The sequence below is a fragment of the Alkalimonas amylolytica genome (assembly GCF_900107845.1).
Lineage (GTDB): Bacteria > Pseudomonadota > Gammaproteobacteria > Enterobacterales > Alteromonadaceae > Alkalimonas > Alkalimonas amylolytica.
On the sequence record NZ_FNRM01000004.1, the window covers coordinates 1 to 18,398 of the forward strand.

Sequence of the window (18,398 nt, forward strand, 5' to 3'; positions counted from 1 at the left end):
CGTGGCCCGAAGGTCCCACGCTTTGGTCCGTAGACATTATGCGGTATTAGCCACCGTTTCCAGTGGTTGTCCCCCTCCATCGGGCAGATACCCAAGCATTACTCACCCGTCCGCCGCTCGTCATCACCCGAAGGCATGTTACCGCTCGACTTGCATGTGTTAGGCCTGCCGCCAGCGTTCAATCTGAGCCATGATCAAACTCTTCAATTAAAGTTTTGACTCAGTATTTTCTGACTAATAAATTAACATTGGTCACTCATACTGATTATTCGTTTGCACGTATCAACACAAGTACCCACACAGATAATTGATTGCGAATTGTTAAAGAGCAGCGCTTCATTCCGAAGCAGGACGCGTATTCTACTGCGTCAGGGTATTAAGTCAAGCATCATTTGAAGTAATTTTCCAGTCGATGCAGCTTAATTTTATCGCACATCAGAAAAGACGCTTTAGATGCCTTCCCCGTGTCGACTGGGCGGCATTATAGAGGCTTGTATAAACAAGGCAAGAGAAAAAGTGATTTTACGAACCGTTTGCACAAAAACCAAACAGGCAAAGCACAAACGGCTGTTTGCCCTCAGGGCTATTTAGGTTCTGCCGTTCCAAAAAGCGCAACTTTTAAGGTATTGTCAACTTTATCCGGCGCACCGACCATTTCATCGTAAGCTGATTGGTGGCTCAGATAGGCTTTGCGAACGGTCGCCTCAGCAAACGCATCACGAACCTGCTCAATGCTGTGAAATTTCTTTGGCCTGCCTGTGGCATCGTCGATGATAAATGCTTTGCGATTATCGAAATCGACCTCTGCCAGATAGAGCCCCATCTCATAGGAGTGGATCACCAGTTCATCAATATGGACATCCTGCCGATTCAAGTGTTCTAAGCGGTGAAAATTCATAGGCACCTCGTAGTCGTTTTTTTCTGATACGAGTTTAGTGCAAAAAACGATCGCTTACAGAAAAGTTTAGTCAGAAATGGGACAAGCTTTACATTAAGAAATAGCCAAAGGTACTATGATGAAAATTCAGTCAGCATTCTAACTTGTCGAGCTGTTGATGAACCCATCTTTTTTTCGCTGTAAACAGGTGTTAGTGGTAGAGGATTGTGCACCGGTCCGGGCTACTGTGAAAAGTATGCTTCAAACCATCGGCTTTGAAGCTATTCACCTTGCACGTAACTCGACCGAGGCGTTGAAAAAGTGCTATGAAATCCCCTTCGATTTTATTCTGTGTGATTTCAATCTAGGTGACTGCAAAGATGGCTATCAACTATTTGAAGCTCTCAAACAGCAAGATCTCATCAGCCCACTATGCTGTTTTATGATCATTAGCGCTGAGAGTCAGCGTAAAATTGTCCACGGCATGATAGAGCTGCAACCTGATGACTATTTACTGAAACCTTTCAGTTACCCGGTGCTAGAAGAACGAATTATTCGCATGGTCAAAAGCAAAATTGCGCTTCGTAAAATCTACCTAGCAATTGCCGAGCACGATTATCCACTAGCTATCGAAGAGTGTGGCAAGGCCCTTAATGCAAAACCGGAACACAGCCAAACCATATACCGACTAAAAGGAGAGCTTTTACTGAAAACCAAGGCCTATGAGAAAGCCGAAACATTCTATCGGGTCTTAAATGAGGCCAAATCCTACCCTTGGGCCCGGCTTGGCTTCGCCATTGCTGGCTTTCGCCAGGAACGTTGGGAAGATAGTGAGTTGGAGCTAATCGATTTAACACAGTTTGATGAAACCAAAGTCGAAGCTCTGGACTGGCTATCTCGATTGTTAGTTAAGCAAAACCGCTACCAACGAGCGTGCGAGACGCTGACTGAGGCAGCTTTACTCTCACCAAAAAATATTACCCGCCAACAAACCCTGAGTAATTTAACCAGCATCATAGGTGATAAAGAAGCCGCAGTTCGTATCCATAGTAAATTAGTCGCCGCTGCACGCCATTCCATTCATGATACTGCCGATAATTACCTGAACCATGCCCGTGCTCTAATTGACCTCGCGCAAACTAAATCTGTGATGGAGCGAGCCGTTCATTTGCAGCATGCCAGCCAATTAGTCACCGGCCTGAACAAACGTTTTAATGAGGCCCTGGTACAGCAGGAAGTCCAGTTGGTTCGGGGGCGAATCCTGGCAGCAAAAGGACAATTGGCAGAAGCCAAAGAACTCATTCATGGCATTACCGGCCTGAAAAATAAAAAGCTCACCATTGACAGCTGCATGGATGCCGCCAAAGCTTATTTCGAAATTGGTGATTTGTATGAAAGCGAGTATTACATTGACGAAATGCGCCGCCATCTGGCTAAAGATGACTTCCTGACTGAGACCCAGCAACTGATGCTAAAAATGGAACAAAACCGGCATCAGGAACTAAAAGATAAAATTAAAACCATCAATCAGGAAGCCTCAGAAGCCTATCAGCATGGTCATTATGGTCGAGCCAGCGAGCTATTTAACGAGGCTTTTGAATACATGCCGAGCAACCCGGTCATCGCGCTGAATATGCTGCAGGCCATGAGTAAAGGGACTGGTCTGACGGTAGAAACCATGAAACCAGCCAGGCAAGCCATTGCTTTGCTTGAACAAAGCGAGTTGAGCATCACCAACCAAGAGCGTTACAAGAAATACTATCGCACGCTGATCAACAAACACCCGGAGTTGGCAACCAAAAATCGTGCACCATCTGTGGCTGGTTAATCAGCTGCCCGTGTGGCATGCCAGGAAACTACCTGCCAACCTGTATCATTCCGTTGCAGAGTGCCGCTGTTGTAAAAGCGTAATTGCTCTGCATCGCTGTTGCCGAGCAAAGTAAAGTTCAGCACCGCCACATCCCCATAGATACGGATCTGGATATCTTCTGCCCCATAGTGGAGGCGAATATCCGCTTCAGCAATGGGTCCAGTGCGATGCACGCCCTGCATCAAAGTGTCCTTACCAAAACGGGTTCCGGCAGAGCTGGTATAGACCAAATCTTCGGCCCAAAAGCTCTGATGGATCTTTGCATCATTACGGCTGGCTCCTGCTAAAAACTGATGCAATAACGCTGTAATTTCAGCTCTGTCGTCATTAGCGGATACCGATGGCACCAGCAACAAGGATATGAGTAGTGTTACGGTGAAAAATAGACTTTTCATTGTTCATCCTTCCACTAAGTAAGCGAACCGGGGCTCGCTTACTTAATGATTGAGCGGGTTACATGCTGATACCACCATCAATTTCGACCACCCGACCAGTGAAAAAGTCGTTCTCAAAAATGTATTTGGCAGTATGAGCAATCTCGCTGGCCTCACCCAGACGGCCCACCGGTTTCATCTTTTCCAGCCGCTCGCGTGCTTCCGGTTTCATCGCATCCGTCATTGCCGTGCGGATCACCCCAGGTGCGATAGCGCCAACCCGAATGCCATAACGGCCCAGTTCACGTGCCCAGGTCACTGTCATAGCGACCACGCCAGCTTTAGAGGCAGCGTAATTGGTTTGGCCCATATTACCGCCACGAGCCACGCTCGACATATTGATGATCACCCCTTTGGTGCCACGCTTTACCATTATAGCGGCAGCTTCACGGCCGCAAAGGAAAACGCCGGTTAGGTTCACATCGATAACGGACTGAAACTGTTGCAGTGGCATCTTGCTTACCAGCTCACCGTCTTTGTATTTCAGCAACAAGCCATCACGTAAAATTCCGGCATTGTTAATCAAACCATCCAGACCATTGAAATCGTTATCAATAGCGGCAAAGGTTGCTTCCACTTCGGCTTCGTTTGCCACATTGGCTTGATAAGTTTTTACCTCGGCACTGGCAGATAATTCCGCTTTTGCCGCAGCCAGCTGCTCTTCATTCATATCAATCAGGGCCAACCGGGCCCCTGCAGCAGCACACATCCGTGCCATTTCCAGTCCAAGCCCCTGGGCACCGCCGGTAATGACGATGGTTTTGTTGTTCAGATTCATGCTTTTTTCTCAAACAGTTTAAAGATACTGGAAAAATCAAGTTTGCCATGGCCGGCGCGCTGATGGGCAACATACAGATTACGCGCCAAGGCCCCCATTGGAGTGCTGCTTTGGCTTTGCGTAGCAGCTTCAAGTGCCAGCCCGAGATCCTTGGCCATCAAGTCCACCATAAAGCCGCCCTGATACTGGTTGGATGCAGGCACATTCTCCTGCACCCCGGGACAGGGATTGTAGAGTTCCAACGTCCAGTTGCGGCCAGAGCTTTTTAGCATGATTTCCGACAGCACTTTTGGATCCAAGCCATTGTCGATGCCCATTTGCAGCGACTCCGAGGTACCCACCATCAAAATACTGAGCAGCATGTTGTTGCAGATTTTGGCCACCTGACCGGCACCGATAGCCCCGGCATGGAAGATATTTTTCCCCATGCCCTGCAAAACCGGCACCGCTCTTTGGTAATCAGCCTCACTGCCGCCAACGATAAAGGTTAAAGTACCGGCTTTAGCGCCACCAACACCACCGGATACCGGGGCGTCAATAAAAGCTATGCCTTGCTCCGCCAAACCTGCGCCAAGCTTACGGGCACTGTCGGCATCAATGGTGGAGCAATCCATCACCAACGCATCTGGTTTGATCTGAGCCGCTATGCCCTGCTCGCCCAGATACAGGCCAAGCACATGTTTGCCCGCAGGCAGCATGGAAATGACAAAGTCTGCACCGGTTGCCGCATCGGCCGCTGACGCAGCGACTTCGGCGCCTTCTGCTTTCACAGTTGCCAAAGCTTCCAGTGATAAATCAAAGGCTTTGACCTGGTGGCCAGCTTTGACCAGGTTGATGGCCATAGGACCACCCATATTGCCTAAACCAATAAATGCAATTGTTGCCATCACAAGCTCCTTACAAGCCTAACATGCGCAGTGGATGCTGACTGGCAGTCCACGGCGATGTAAAAAAGGTATCGATCAATTCTGTGGGAACAGACTCAACATTCGGGTATTGCCAATTCGGCTGACGATCTTTGTCAATCAGCAAAGCGCGAACCCCTTCGGCAAATTCCCCCATGCGGCCACACTGCACACTGATGCCAAGCTCTAACCGGAAGCTGTCGGCCAGAATCATGCTCTGCCCCAATTGCAATTGCCGGAACACGATATGCGCCGTAATAGGACTGCCATAGCTGAGCGCCTCTTTGGCTTTTTGCAGCCAGCTGTCATCGCCTGGCATGGCATGAATAGCAGCAATCACAGCAGGCAGGTTATCCAGCTCAGCCAGTTTGGCAATCTCAGCCTGGTGCGGCCGGATCTGGCTAAGCGGTAGCTGCGTGCGGCTGTGCTCTTCAAAATCGCGCAGTGCATCGGCCAACTTCTGATGGTTAAGCGCAACGGTATCGCCCCACTTCACGGTCAGCAGTTTATCCAGCACCGCCGTTTTTTTGTCATGCAAAATGAAATGGTCGGCCAAACCAACCAGACGGGCATCGGCAGCGTTGATGGAAGCGCCGGTTAATCCCAGAAACAAGCCACAGCCAGTTGGCATCCGGTTTAAAAACCAACTTGCGCCCACATCCGGATAGAGACCGATGGCAAGTTCCGGCATGGCAATACGACTGCTGGCCGTCACCACCCGATGCGAGGCTCCTGCCATCAGGCCAAGACCACCGCCCATCACAATGCCATTGCCCCACACCAGCACGGGTTTTTCAAAGGTGTGAATCAAATAATCCAGGCTGTACTCTTTGGTGAAAAACTCTTCGACATAGGGGGCATAGCTGTCCGGGTGGTCTTTCATGGCCTGGTAGAGATCGCGAATATCACCGCCAGCGCAAAAAGCTTTGTCACCACTGCCTTGCAGCACCACCATAGCGATGCCTGCATCGTCTTTCCATTGCTGCATCTGTGGCAGTAAGGATTCAATCATGGGCAGGCTCAGGGCATTTAACGACTTCTCTGAATTCAGCGTTGCCAGGCCAATCCGTTTGCCATGCGCGGTCGTTAGCTCCTGATACTGCACGATTGGCTGCTCATTGCTCATTATCCATTCACCCATGTTGGTTGACGTTTTTGCAAAAATGCCTGCACGCCTTCGACTTGATCTTTGGTATCAAACAAGGCCACAAACAATTCCCGCTCCAGTGGTAAAGCTCCGTGCATGGTGCCACTACGCCCTTGTTGGATCAAATGTTTGCAGGCTGTGACCGCCGATGGGCTTTGCTCGCCCACTTTCTCTGCCAGAGCCAGCGCCGCGTCCAACGCCTGGCCGGTCGGCACCACGTCTTCCACCAGACCAATGCGCAGAGCGGTATCGGCTTTCAGGCGCTCGCCACAGAGGATCATGCGCTTTGCCCAGCCCTCACCCACCAGCCAGGCCAAATTCTGCGTGCCGCCGGCGCACGGCAGCAGCCCCACTTTGGCTTCCGGCAACGCCATTTGCGCCTGTTGCTCGGCGATACGAATATCGCAGGCCAGCGCCACTTCCAGGCCGCCGCCCATGGCGTAACCATTAATAGCGGCAATACTGACACCGCGAAAACGGCTTAAGGTTTCAAAAGCATCGCCAAACACGCGCGCCATATCGGATGCTACGCCTTTGTCGCCATCGGCGAACAACTTCAGATCGGCACCGGCGGAGAAAAACTTATCGCCTTCGCCGGTGATCACCAGCGCATACATGTTTTTATCGTGCTCCAGCTCCAGCACCAGCTGTTTCAGCTGCTGCAGGCTGGCTTTGGTCCAGGTATTGGCTGGTGGGTTAGACATGGTAATTAGCGCAGTGTGACCACGCTTTTCCAGCTTTAATTCTGCCACGACAGACTCCTTGGATTTAAACAATGGACTTACAGAATGTCGCCTGCGGCTTCATCCAGCAGACGCCGGCTGATAATCAGCCGCATAATCTCATTGGTGCCTTCCAGGATCTGGTGCACCCGTACATCGCGGAAGTGCCGCTCCAGCGGATACTCCTTAATGTAACCATAGCCGCCGTGCAGTTGCAGGGCCTGATCGCACACCTGGAAACCAACATCGGTAGCAAAGCGTTTGGCCATGGCGCAGTAAGCAGTCGCCTCGCTATCGCCCTGATCCAGCTTAAACGCAGCCATCCGCACCAGTTGCCGTGCGGCTACCAGTTCAGTCGCCATATCAGCCAGTTTAAACTGCAGCGCCTGAAATGCCGCCAACGGCTTACCAAACTGCTGGCGCTCCAGCATGTAGTTACGCGCAGTATTCAAGGCTTGCTGAGCGGTACCAATGGAGCAGGTGGCAATATTAATACGGCCACCATCCAGCCCTTTCATGGCAAACGAGAAGCCCTGGCCTTCTTCGCCCAATAGGTAATGCGCTGGAACACGCACATCTTCAAAGGTAATCAGCCGGGTAGGCTGAGCGTTCCAGCCCATCTTTTCTTCGGCTTTGCCGTAGATCACGCCTTTGGCATCGGCCGGTACAATAAAGGCAGAAATGCCCTTGGGGCCAGCTTCGCCGGTGCGCGCCATCACCACCAACACTTCGGTACTGCCGGCACCGGAAATAAACATTTTCGAGCCGTTTAATACGTACTCAGCACCCTCTTTTTTCGCTGAGGTGCGAAGTGCGGCAGCATCGGAGCCTGAACCTGGCTCAGTCAGGCAGTAAGACGCCAGTTTCTGGCCGGTGACCAGGTGCTCAATCCACTCTGCCTTCGCATCGGCGCTGCCCCAGCTGGCAATCATCCAGGTCGCCATATTGTGAATGGTTAGCATGGCGGTGGTGGCGGTGCAGCCCATCGACAGTTGCTCAAAAATAATGGACGAATCCAGCCGTGACAGCCCCATACCACCGTCTTCTTCCGGGGTGTAGAGGGAGCAAAAACCCAGCTCACCGGCTTTTTGAATCACGTCTTTTGGAAAATGATGATCGCGATCCCATTGGGCCGCGTTAGGTGCCAGCTCTTGCTCGGAAAATTGTTTCGCTACATCAACAAAGGCTTGTTGGTCTTCGGTTAAATTGAAATTCATAATAGGTCCTGCTTATGCCATCGGTGCCGTTGCTTCCGTACATGTAACACACTCGCGCGTTCGCCGCTCCCCGGCTCACTTTTGATCGCTCGCTCTGTTACATCTACTGTGCACAGCACCTGGTTCACCGTATTAAATAAGCATCTACGAAGGATGCCACACTAAGCCGGGCAGCCTGGAAGCATCGTGCAACTAAGCAAACATTCAAAAGTCCCGAGGGGAGCAAGGGACGGGTTTGCGTGTTGCAACGATGTTCCGGGCTTTCACCAGTATCAACCTGAAGGATCAGCGCAAATTAATCGACATATTCGGGCCGGACACCTGAATATCGTCATCAAACCAGCGCGCGGTAATGGTTTTGGTCTCTGTATAGAAACGCACCGCTTGCTTACCGTAAGCATGCTGATCGCCGTAGAAAGAACCTTTCCAGCCGGTGAACGAGAAAAACGGCAGCGGCACCGGGATCGGAATATTGATACCGACCTGGCCGACTTCGACCTGATGCTGATACTTACGCGCTGCGGCACCGCTGGCAGTAAAGATGGACGTACCGTTGCCATAAGGGCTATCGTTCACCACTTTCAGGGCTTCATCCAGCGAGTCAACACTCATGGTGGTGAGCACAGGACCAAAGATTTCCTGTTTGTAAATTTCCATCTCGGTACTGACATTGCTAAATACCGTAGGACCAACCCAGTTGCCGTTCGGGAAACCATCGACGCTGCAATCAGAGCCATCCAGCAGACAGGTGGCGCCTTCTTTTTTACCCTGTTCAATCAGTGACAAAATACGGGCTTTGGCCTGCGGGCTGATTTGCGGGCCATAGGCCGCATTCGGATCGGTGTAAACACCTGGCCGTACTTTGCCAATGGCCGCGGCCACTTCCGGGATCCAATCCTGCGCTGCGCCAACAAAGACCGCGACTGAAATCGCCATGCAGCGCTGGCCGGCGGCTCCAACCGAAGCACCAACCAGGGCATTGATCACCTGCTGCTTGTTGGCATCCGGCATAATCACCATATGGTTCTTTGCACCGGCAAACGCCTGTACCCGCTTCAGATTGTCGGTACCAGTTTTGTAGATGTACTGACCCACATTGACCGAGCCAACGAAGGAAATCGCTTTGATATCCGGATGGTGCAAAATGGTATCCACCTGCTCTTTGGCACCATGCACTACCTGCAACACCCCTTTCGGTGCGCCAGCCTCAACGAAGAGTTCAGCAATACGATTCACGGTCATCGGATCCTGCTCCGATGGTTTCAGCACAAAGGTATTGCCACAGGCAATCGCCATCGGGAACATCCACAGCGGGATCATGGCCGGGAAGTTAAAGGGCGTAATACCGGCGCACACACCCAGCGGCTGAATGTAGCTGTAGGTATCGATGCTACGCGCTACATTTTCTACCGTTTCGCCCATCATCAGAGATGGGATATTGGCGGCCTGCTCCACCACCTCGATACCGCGCCAGACGTCGCCTTTGGCATCTTCGATGGTTTTGCCCAGCTCCTGACAGATGATCTCGGCAATTTCAGTCTGATGTTCTTTTAGCAGGTGGCCAAAACGCATCATTAAGCGGGCCCGCTCGGATACCGGCACTTCTTTCCAGCTTTTAAACGCCTCTTTGGCCGACTCAATCGCCCGGCTCATTTCATCTGCGGTGGCACAAGGTGCCTGCGCAATCACTTCCTGCGTGGCAGGGTTGGTCACCGGGATCCATTGCTCGGTTGTCGAGTCAATAAAGGCGCCGTCAATAAATAGTTGGACTTGCTTGGTCATACAATGCTTCTCCCACGAATTCGAAAATCAGCCAGCCAGGCTTATTATTAGTATGCTTGCCCGGCTGACTGCTCATTTAAATCGGATGATCCGTTACACCAGCTCTACAGCCAGTGCCACCGCTTCACCACCACCGATGCACAACGAAGTCACACCGGTTTTCAGATTGCGTTTACGCAGCGCATGGATCAGAGTCACCAGCAAACGTGCGCCAGAAGCGCCGATGGGGTGGCCCAGTGCACAGGCACCGCCGTTGACATTCACTTTGGCATGATCCAGCCCCAGCTCCTGAATCGCGAGCATGGTAACCATGGCAAAGGCTTCATTAATTTCCCACAAATCGACCTGGTCTTTATCCCAACCGGCTTTGGTCAGTACTTTTTCCATGGCGCCAACCGGTGCCACGGTGAACAGTGCCGGCTCCATCGAGTGGGTCGCATGCGCCACCACTTTCGCTAAGGGGGTTAAGCCTTTGGCTTTGGCATCCGAGGCCCGCATCAACACCAACGCAGCGGCACCGTCAGAAATGGAGCTGGAGTTCGCCGCTGTGATGGTGCCATCTTTGGCAAAGGCAGGACGCAGACCAGGAATTTTGTCGATTTTAGCGTTGCCCGGCTGCTCATCCATGGCGAAGGTGACTTCGCCTTTACGGCTGCTGTAACTGACCGGAGCAATTTCATCGGCAAAAGCACCACTTTCAATGGCGTTTTGCGCCCGGGTCAAAGAGTCGACGGCAAACTTATCCATGGCTTCGCGGCCAATGCCATACTCATTGGCGGTGTCCTGGGCAAAGCAGCCCATCGCTTTGCCATCGTAGGCATTTTCCAGCCCGTCCAGCATCATGTGATCTTTGATTTCACCGTGGCCCATGCGAAAACCAGCCCGGGCTTTTTGCAACAGGTAAGGTGCATTGGACATCGACTCCATACCGCCTGCCACTACCACATCGGCAGAGCCGGCTTTCAGTAAGTCGTGCGCCAGCATGACGGTTTTTAAACCAGAGCCACACACCTTGTTGATGGTGGTCGCGCCAGCAGATAACGGCAAACCGGCTTTTAAGCTGGCCTGACGGGCAGGTGCCTGGCCAAGACCGGCTGGTAACACATTGCCCATAATGACTTCGCTGACAGCATCACCGCCAATACCGGCTTCTGCCATCGCCGCTTTGATCGCCACGGCTCCCAGGTCAGTGGCGCTGACGCTGGACAAACCGCCCATAAAACCACCCATCGCAGTGCGCTTGGCTGCGACAATCACAATTGCATCGTGTTCGGCCATCAGATTCTCTCCGTCATTGCTTCGTCAATTAAAAAGTCTGTGCCAGAGACTACACCATATTGACGTTTACGCCAACGTCAACCTTATACCACTATGGTGCAGTTTTGTCGTTTTTGTTCGGCAAAATGCAGTGGTCTGCGCTCTGTATTTGGCATCTTTGCTTTACAGCGGTTTGCAAAGCATGAACTCAGACCAGTGACAGGCGCCGGGCCTAGCTTTACCTTTACGTAAACTTCACTTATAGTTGTCGGCAGATTTCAGGAAGACCACCATGACGCAAAAAACCGAAACAACTTACTCAATCAGTGAGTTAGCCAAAGAGTTTGACATCACCACCCGCAGTATCCGCTTTTACGAGGATCAAGGTTTGCTGACGCCCATGCGCAATGGCCAGACCCGGATCTACAGCAAACGGGATCGGGTGCGCCTGAAACTGATCCTGCGCGGTAAACGGCTAGGCTTTAGCCTGGCGGAAACCGGCAAACTGTTCGAGTTGTACGACGCCGATAAAAGCAGCATCACGCAGCTCAATACCATGCTGGCCTTGATCGAGCAAAAAAAAGCCGAGCTGCACCAGCAAATGGACGACATTAAAGTGGTACTGATGGAGCTGGTCACGGTAGAGAAGCGCTGCCGCGAAACACTCAGTCAGGCCAAGCACAGCGGCAACAAAGCCGCCTTTGAATCAGAAACCTTCGAATCAACAGTGGGGATCCAGCATGATCACGACTTATAAAACCCTAAATTTTGACCTTGGCGAAACCGTCGACATGATCCGTGAGCAGGTCAATGCCTTTGCCCGCGAAGAAATTGCCCCACGTGCGGAACAAATTGATCACGACAACGCCTTTCCGAATGAGCTATGGCGCAAATTTGGTGATTTGGGCTTGCTGGGTATCACCGTCGATGAGCAATACGGCGGCTCTGGCCTGGGCTATCTGGAGCATGTGGTTGCGATGGAAGAAATCAGCCGGGCCTCTGCCTCGGTAGCACTGTCTTACGGCGCGCACTCCAACCTGTGTGTGAATCAGATCTTCCGCAACGGCAACGAAGCACAAAAACAAAAGTACCTGCCTAAATTATGCAGCGGCGAGCACATTGGCGCTTTGGCCATGAGCGAACCCAATGCCGGCTCTGATGTGGTCAGCATGAAGCTACGCGCCGACAAGCAAGGCGATCGTTACATCTTAAACGGCAATAAAATGTGGATCACCAATGGTCCGGATGCGCATACCTATGTGATTTACGCCAAAACCGATGTCAATGCCGGCTCCAAAGGCATCACGGCCTTTATCGTGGAACGTGGCTTTAAAGGCTTTAGCCAGGCGCAGAAGCTCGACAAGCTGGGCATGCGTGGCTCCAACACCTGCGAGCTGGTGTTTGAAGACTGCGAAGTGCCGGAGGAAAACGTGCTGGGCGAAGTTGGCCGTGGTGTGCAGGTGCTGATGAGTGGCCTGGATTACGAGCGTGTGGTGCTCTCTGCCGGCCCGCTTGGCATTATGACCGCCTGCATGGATGTAGTAGTTCCTTACATTCACGACCGCAAGCAATTTGGCCAATCGATTGGTGAATTCCAGCTGGTGCAGGGCAAAGTAGCCGATATGTACACCCGAATGAATGCCGCCCGCTCTTACGTTTATACCGTGGCCAAAGCCTGTGACCGTGGTGAAACCACCCGTAAAGATGCTGCTGCAGTGATCCTGTATGCAGCCGAGCTGGCTACCCAGATGGCACTGGATGCTATCCAGTTGCTTGGTGGCAATGGCTACATCAACGAGTATCCGACCGGACGTTTACTGCGTGATGCCAAACTGTATGAAATCGGCGCTGGTACTTCGGAAATCCGCCGCATGCTGATTGGCCGTGAACTTTTCATCGAGTCGAACTAGTTTCCAGCAACAGGTGACAGCAGTGACAAAAATTCTGAGTAAAGTAAACCCACGCAGCGAAGAATTCGTGCGCAACCAGGCTGCGATGCAGCAACTGGTAGAGGATGTAAACGCCAAGGTGCAGCAAATCAAGCTGGGCGGTGGTGAAGCCCTGATCGCCCGTCATACGGCGCGTGGCAAACTCTTTGTCCGGGACAGGATCCAAAAACTGCTGGACCCGGGCTCGCCGTTTCTGGAAGTCGGCCAGTTCGCGGGCTGGGACTGTTACGACGACTACGTGCCCTGCGCTGGCGTGGTCGCCGGTATTGGCCGGATCAGTGGTGTGGAGTGCATGATTGTCGCCAACGACGCCACCGTCAAAGGTGGCACCTACTACCCACTGACGGTAAAGAAACACCTGCGGGCGCAGGAAATCGCCGAGCGCTGCAACCTGCCCTGCATTTATCTGGTGGACTCGGGCGGTGCCAACCTGCCCCGCCAGGATGAAGTTTTCCCGGACAAACTGCACTTTGGGCGCATTTTCTTCAATCAGGCGCGGATGTCGGCCAAAGGCATTCCGCAAATTGCCGTGGTGATGGGGCTGTGCACCGCGGGTGGCGCTTATGTGCCGGCCATGGCCGATGAGAGCATCATCGTCAAAGAGCAAGGCACCATCTTTTTGGCCGGCCCACCACTGGTGAAAGCCGCTACCGGCGAGGAAGTCAGTGCCGAAGAATTGGGCGGGGCCGATGTGCACTGCAAAATCTCCGGTGTGGCCGATCACTATGCCGTCAATGATGACCATGCGCTGCAACTGGCACGCAATGCCGTCTCGCGTTTAAACCGCAGCAAACCACAGCAGCTGGATGTACGTGAGCCGGAAGAGCCGCTCTATGATGCCAAAGAAATCTACGGCATCGTCGGCACCGATCTGAAAAAGCCGTTTGATGTGAAAGAAGTCATCGCCCGCCTGGTGGATGGCTCCGACTTTGATGAATTCAAGCAGTATTATGGCAGCACCCTGGTGTGTGGTTTTGCGCGCATTTTCGGCTATCCGGTGGGCATTGTAGCCAATAATGGGATTTTATTCTCGGAATCAGCGCAAAAAGGTGCGCATTTTATTGAGCTGTGTGGCCAGCGTAAAATCCCGCTGCTGTTTTTGCAAAACATCACCGGCTTTATGGTCGGTAAAAAATACGAAGCCGAAGGCATTGCCAAACACGGCGCCAAAATGGTGATGGCAGTGTCCTGCGTCGAAGTGCCTAAATTCACCGTGTTGATTGGCGGCAGCTATGGCGCCGGCAACTACGGCATGTGCGGCCGGGCCTACGATCCCACCATGATGTGGATGTGGCCGAATGCCCGCATTTCGGTGATGGGCGGCGAGCAGGCCGCTGGCGTGATGGCACAGGTCACCAAAGACGGCCTGGCCCGTAAAGGCGAAACCTTATCAGCCGAAGCCGAGCAGGCACTGAAAAAACCCATCGTGGCGCAGTACGAGCAACAAGGTCACCCTTACTACGCCAGTGCCCGCTTATGGGATGACGGCGTGATTGATCCGGCGCAAACCCGGATGACGGTTGGCCTGGCCCTGGCTGCTGCTTTAAACGCCCCTATTGCCGACACCCGCTTTGGCGTGTTCCGAATGTAATGCTGGAGATTACCTGTAATGGCTGAATCTTATATCGAGCTGTCTGTTTCCCCTCAGGGCATCGCCAGTCTGACGCTAAACCGGCCAGAGGTGCACAACGCCTTTGACGATGTGATGATCGAGCAGATCATCACAGCGCTGCAGCAACTGGCAGCCAACCCTGCCGTGCGGCTGCTGCTGCTAAAAGCCCATGGCAAAAACTTTTCTGCCGGTGCCGATCTGAACTGGATGCGCTCGATGGCAGCCAAAGATTACCAGCAAAACCTGGACGATGCTGGCCGCCTGGCCGAACTGATGCGCAGCCTGGATCGCTTTCCAAAACCAACCATCGCGCTGGTGCAAGGCGCAGCCTTTGGCGGAGCCCTCGGCCTGGTGGCTTGCTGTGATATCGCTCTGGCGGAGCCGAAGGCCAGCTTTTGCTTAAGCGAAGTGAAAATTGGCCTGATCCCGGCCGTGATTAGCCCTTATGTGATGCGGGCCATTGGCGAGCGCGCCAGCCGGCGCTATTTTTTAACCGCCGAACGGTTTTTTGCCGATGAAGCCCTGCGGCTTGGCCTGTTGCATCAGGTGGTGGCTGACGGCGATTTGCTGCAAGCGGCAGACAAGCTCTGCCAGCAATTGCTGCAAAATAGCCCCGCTGCACTGAGTGCAGCCAAGCAACTGATTGCAGACGTCGACCAACAGCCGATCAATCCAGCATTGATCCAGCATACCAGCGAAGCCATTGCCCGCATCCGGGTGTCGGCCGAAGGTCAGGAAGGTCTGACTGCATTTTTAACCAAGCGCAGCCCTGGCTGGCTGCCGAAGGATTAACCCATGTTTCGTAAAATCCTGATTGCCAATCGTGGCGAAATCGCCTGCCGTATTATCGAGACCGCGCACAAGCTGGGGATCCGCTGCGTAGCGGTGTATTCCGAAGCCGATGCCAATGCCCGCCATGTCAATATGGCGGACGAAGCCTTCTTACTGGGGCCAGCACCAAGCAAAGATTCCTACTTAAAAGCCGACAAAATTCTGCAGATCGCCAAAGCTGCAGGCGCTGAAGCCATTCATCCGGGCTATGGTTTTTTATCGGAAAATGCCGGCTTTGCCAAAGCCTGTGACGCAGCCGGTGTGGTCTTTATCGGCCCACCGGTCGGGGCCATTGAAGCCATGGGCTCGAAAAGCGCAGCCAAAGACATTATGGCCAAAGCCGGTGTGCCGCTGGTGCCTGGCTACCATGGCGATGAACAGGCGCCGGATTTTCTCGCCAAAGAAGCGGAAAAAATTGGCTACCCTTTGCTGCTAAAAGCGGCCTATGGCGGTGGCGGTAAAGGCATGCGGGTGGTATGGCAACAAAGCGAGTTTGCCGATGCGCTGGCCGGGGCCAAACGCGAAGCCATGGCTGGTTTTGGCAACGACAAGATGTTGATGGAACGCTATCTGACCAAACCGCGCCATGTCGAAATCCAGGTGTTTGCCGACAACCACGGCAATGCGGTCTATCTGGCCGAGCGCGATTGCTCGATCCAGCGCCGCCATCAAAAAGTCATTGAAGAAGCCCCGGCGCCTGGTTTTACTGAAGCGCAGCGACAGTCGATGGGTGACGCTGCGGTTAAAGCAGCCCAGGCCATCGATTACCGTGGTGCCGGTACCGTTGAGTTTCTGTTCGATGAAGACGGCTCTTTCTATTTTATGGAAATGAATACCCGTTTGCAGGTCGAGCATCCGGTTACCGAGATGATCACCGGTCAGGATCTGGTGAAATGGCAATTGCTGGTCGCCAGCGGCCAGCCGCTGCCATTGGCTCAGCACGAAGTCAGCCTGCATGGCCATGCCATCGAGGTACGGGTCTATGCCGAAGATCCAGACAACGACTTCCTGCCAGCCACCGGCAAACTGACCTATTTGCGCCAACCAGAAGCCAGTCGCTATGTGCGGGTCGACAGCGGCGTAGTTGAGAACGATGAAATCAGCCCCTACTACGATCCGATGATCGCCAAGCTGATTGTCTGGGATGAAGATCGCGACCGTGCCATCAGCCGAATGCTGCGGGCGCTGGATGATTACCGCATCGCCGGGGTGACCACCAATCTAAGCTTTTTAACCAGTCTGGTCGAACATCCGGCTTTTGTCGCGGCCGAGCTCGACACCAACTTTATTGAACACCATCAAGAATCGCTGTTCGCACCAGCCACCAAAGAAAACAACCAAGCGCTGGTGCTGGCAGCTTTGTACATTCTGGAAACGCAAAAGCAGCCGCAAAGCTGTAGCGACGCCTTCAGCCCCTGGCAGTTTAGCCATGGCTGGCGGTTAAATGAACAACCGATGCAACTGCTGAACCTGCAGCATCAGGAACAGAGCCATCAATTGCAGCTGCAACAGTTGCAGGATGCCGTGCTGGTGCAACTGGATGGCCAGCAGCTACGCTGCCAGGCCCGCTTGCAAGGCGATGAGCTGATCGCCACCCTGGGCGAGCACAAAACCCGGGTGCGGATCAGTCAGTATCAGGACACCATCAGTGTCTTTATTCGCCACCATCGCTACGACTTCAGCTATCAGACCGAGCTGCTGACCGAAACCGAGCTAAGCGACGACAGCGGCAGCCTGACTGCACCGATGAATGGCACCATCGTCGCGGTGCTGGTCGAAGCTGGCCAGCAGGTGAAAGCCGGTCAAACCCTGGTGGTGATGGAAGCGATGAAAATGGAGTACAGCATCAAGGCGCCTACCGATGCCACCGTCAAGGCCGTGTTCTATCAGGCCGGAGAGTTGGTGCAGGACGGTGCCGAACTGGTGGAACTGGAAACGGAGGACGCCTGATGCTACCTAAGCAAGTTCGCCTGGTGGAGGTCGGGCCGCGGGATGGCCTGCAAAATGAAGTGGCGGTGTCGCTTGACGCCAAAATTAAGCTGGTCAATCAGCTGAGCCGCACCGGGCTCAGTACCATTGAAACCGGTGCTTTCGTCTCCCCCAAGTGGGTGCCGCAAATGGCCGACTCCGCCAGTGTTTTTGCTGGCATCAAGCGTAAAGCCGGTATTCGTTATGCCGCCTTAACGCCTAACTTAAAAGGCTACGAAGCCGCCAAAGCCGCCGGTGCCGATGAAGTGGCGATTTTTGGTGCCGCCTCCGAAGCCTTCAGCCAGAAAAACATCAACTGCAGCATCGACGAAAGCCTGCAGCGTTTTGCCCCGGTGCTGGCTGCGGCCAAGGCCGATGGCATCCAGGTGCGTGGTTATGTCTCCTGCGTGGTAGGTTGCCCCTATCAGGGCGACGTGGCCCCGGCCGACGTGGCCCGGGTGGCCAAGGCCTTACTGGATATGGGCTGCTATGAGATTTCGCTCGGCGATACCATCGGCGTCGGCACGCCTAAAACCGTTGCTGCGATGCTGGATGCGGTGCTGGCCGTGGTGCCACTAGAGCAAGTGGCGGTGCATTTTCATGATACCTATGGCCAGGCGTTAACCAATATTTACACCGCGCTGTTGCGTGGTATTGCGGTGATCGACAGTGCCGTGGCTGGCCTGGGCGGCTGCCCGTACGCCGCCGGGGCGTCCGGTAATGTTGCCAGCGAAGATGTGGTTTATTTGCTAAATGGCCTTGGCATTACACACGGCGTGGATTTAAATGCATTGGCACAAGCTGGCTGGGACATATGCGCCGAGCTCGGCAAGCCGGTTAGTTCTAAAGTAGGATTGGCATTGCAGGCCAAGTGCCTTAAAAATTAAGCGGAGTTCAGGCTCTTCGGAGCACGCAGGGGTTGCGTATCTTTTGGTGTGACACGTCGTGAACCCTTCCCAGGGGACTCTTGTCAGGCATCCTTGCCTGACAGGCTCACACCAAAAGACACATCCACCCCTGCTCATTATGAGCAGCGGACATCAGATGTT

The 18,398-nt window shown here is 53.4% G+C and carries 16 protein-coding genes and 1 rRNA gene; 7 read left to right on the forward strand and 10 right to left on the reverse strand.

Translation table 11 applies throughout. The features are described 5' to 3' along the window. Together BLW37_RS08945 and BLW37_RS08950 are read right to left on the reverse strand one after the other, a co-directional pair. Nucleotides 1-210: ribosomal RNA gene (locus tag BLW37_RS08945) — 16S ribosomal RNA — on the reverse strand; the annotation flags it as partial. 373 nt (nucleotides 211-583) lie between these two features. Continuing rightward, complete coding sequence (locus BLW37_RS08950) at nucleotides 584-898, reverse strand: DUF6482 family protein (RefSeq protein ID WP_091342066.1); 315 nt, start codon at nucleotides 896-898, stop codon at nucleotides 584-586. Nucleotides 899-1,055: 157 nt separating this feature from the next. Between BLW37_RS08950 and BLW37_RS08955 the strand changes: the two genes are divergently transcribed. Beyond that, complete coding sequence (locus tag BLW37_RS08955; protein ID WP_091342068.1) at nucleotides 1,056-2,705, forward strand: tetratricopeptide repeat-containing response regulator; 1,650 nt, start codon at nucleotides 1,056-1,058, stop codon at nucleotides 2,703-2,705. On the opposite strand, the gene BLW37_RS08960 is transcribed toward BLW37_RS08955, so the two are convergent. From BLW37_RS08960 to BLW37_RS08995, 8 genes are all read right to left on the reverse strand, one after another. Then, nucleotides 2,702-3,142: a nuclear transport factor 2 family protein gene (locus BLW37_RS08960; protein ID WP_091342070.1), complete on the reverse strand. Its 441-nt coding sequence runs from the start codon at nucleotides 3,140-3,142 to the stop codon at nucleotides 2,702-2,704. The genes BLW37_RS08955 and BLW37_RS08960 overlap by 4 nt on opposite strands. A 58-nt stretch (nucleotides 3,143-3,200) precedes the next feature. Further along, a complete protein-coding gene (locus tag BLW37_RS08965; RefSeq protein WP_091342073.1) occupies nucleotides 3,201-3,959 on the reverse strand; it encodes an SDR family oxidoreductase in 759 nt (252 codons plus the stop codon). After that, nucleotides 3,956-4,846, reverse strand: a complete 891-nt coding sequence (mmsB, locus tag BLW37_RS08970) for a 3-hydroxyisobutyrate dehydrogenase (RefSeq protein ID WP_091342075.1) — start codon at nucleotides 4,844-4,846, stop codon at nucleotides 3,956-3,958. The genes BLW37_RS08965 and mmsB overlap by 4 nt, the downstream gene beginning before the upstream one ends. Before the next feature lie 10 nt (nucleotides 4,847-4,856). Further along, nucleotides 4,857-5,990: an enoyl-CoA hydratase/isomerase family protein gene (locus tag BLW37_RS08975; protein ID WP_091342077.1), complete on the reverse strand. Its 1,134-nt coding sequence runs from the start codon at nucleotides 5,988-5,990 to the stop codon at nucleotides 4,857-4,859. Next, nucleotides 5,990-6,715 carry an enoyl-CoA hydratase gene (locus BLW37_RS08980; protein WP_245785699.1) on the reverse strand — a complete coding sequence of 242 codons (726 nt, stop codon included), beginning with the start codon at nucleotides 6,713-6,715 and terminating at the stop codon, nucleotides 5,990-5,992. Before BLW37_RS08980 ends, BLW37_RS08975 begins: the two co-directional genes overlap by 1 nt. A gap of 77 nt (nucleotides 6,716-6,792) precedes the next feature. Continuing rightward, entirely contained in the window at nucleotides 6,793-7,950 is a 1,158-nt protein-coding gene (locus BLW37_RS08985; RefSeq protein ID WP_091342081.1) for an acyl-CoA dehydrogenase family protein, read from the reverse strand. Nucleotides 7,951-8,235: 285 nt separating this feature from the next. Beyond that, on the reverse strand, nucleotides 8,236-9,732 hold the full coding sequence (locus BLW37_RS08990) for a CoA-acylating methylmalonate-semialdehyde dehydrogenase (RefSeq protein WP_091342083.1): 1,497 nt from the start codon (nucleotides 9,730-9,732) through the stop codon (nucleotides 8,236-8,238). Nucleotides 9,733-9,825: 93 nt separating this feature from the next. Continuing rightward, nucleotides 9,826-11,010 (reverse strand): thiolase family protein, encoded by a 1,185-nt coding sequence (locus BLW37_RS08995; RefSeq protein WP_091342085.1) that lies wholly within the window; start codon nucleotides 11,008-11,010, stop codon nucleotides 9,826-9,828. Nucleotides 11,011-11,281: 271 nt separating this feature from the next. Here BLW37_RS08995 and BLW37_RS09000 point away from each other — a divergent pair, with 271 nt between their 5' ends. From BLW37_RS09000 to BLW37_RS09025, 6 genes are read left to right on the forward strand one after another with little or no spacing between them, the layout of a single operon-like run. After that, a complete protein-coding gene (locus BLW37_RS09000; RefSeq protein WP_245785675.1) occupies nucleotides 11,282-11,746 on the forward strand; it encodes a MerR family transcriptional regulator in 465 nt (154 codons plus the stop codon). Continuing rightward, nucleotides 11,730-12,899, forward strand: coding sequence for an isovaleryl-CoA dehydrogenase (locus BLW37_RS09005; protein ID WP_091342087.1), 1,170 nt, complete (start codon nucleotides 11,730-11,732; stop codon nucleotides 12,897-12,899). The genes BLW37_RS09000 and BLW37_RS09005 overlap by 17 nt, the downstream gene beginning before the upstream one ends. Before the next feature lie 22 nt (nucleotides 12,900-12,921). Next, on the forward strand, nucleotides 12,922-14,529 hold the full coding sequence (locus BLW37_RS09010) for a carboxyl transferase domain-containing protein (RefSeq protein ID WP_091342089.1): 1,608 nt from the start codon (nucleotides 12,922-12,924) through the stop codon (nucleotides 14,527-14,529). An 18-nt stretch (nucleotides 14,530-14,547) separates the two neighbouring features. Further along, nucleotides 14,548-15,342 carry an enoyl-CoA hydratase/isomerase family protein gene (locus BLW37_RS09015; RefSeq protein ID WP_091342091.1) on the forward strand — a complete coding sequence of 265 codons (795 nt, stop codon included), beginning with the start codon at nucleotides 14,548-14,550 and terminating at the stop codon, nucleotides 15,340-15,342. Nucleotides 15,343-15,345: 3 nt separating this feature from the next. Then, a complete protein-coding gene (locus tag BLW37_RS09020; RefSeq protein ID WP_091342093.1) occupies nucleotides 15,346-17,331 on the forward strand; it encodes an acetyl/propionyl/methylcrotonyl-CoA carboxylase subunit alpha in 1,986 nt (661 codons plus the stop codon). After that, nucleotides 17,328-18,236 carry a hydroxymethylglutaryl-CoA lyase gene (locus BLW37_RS09025; RefSeq protein WP_091342095.1) on the forward strand — a complete coding sequence of 303 codons (909 nt, stop codon included), beginning with the start codon at nucleotides 17,328-17,330 and terminating at the stop codon, nucleotides 18,234-18,236. The genes BLW37_RS09020 and BLW37_RS09025 overlap by 4 nt, the downstream gene beginning before the upstream one ends. The last annotated feature ends 162 nt before the right edge of the window (nucleotides 18,237-18,398 follow it).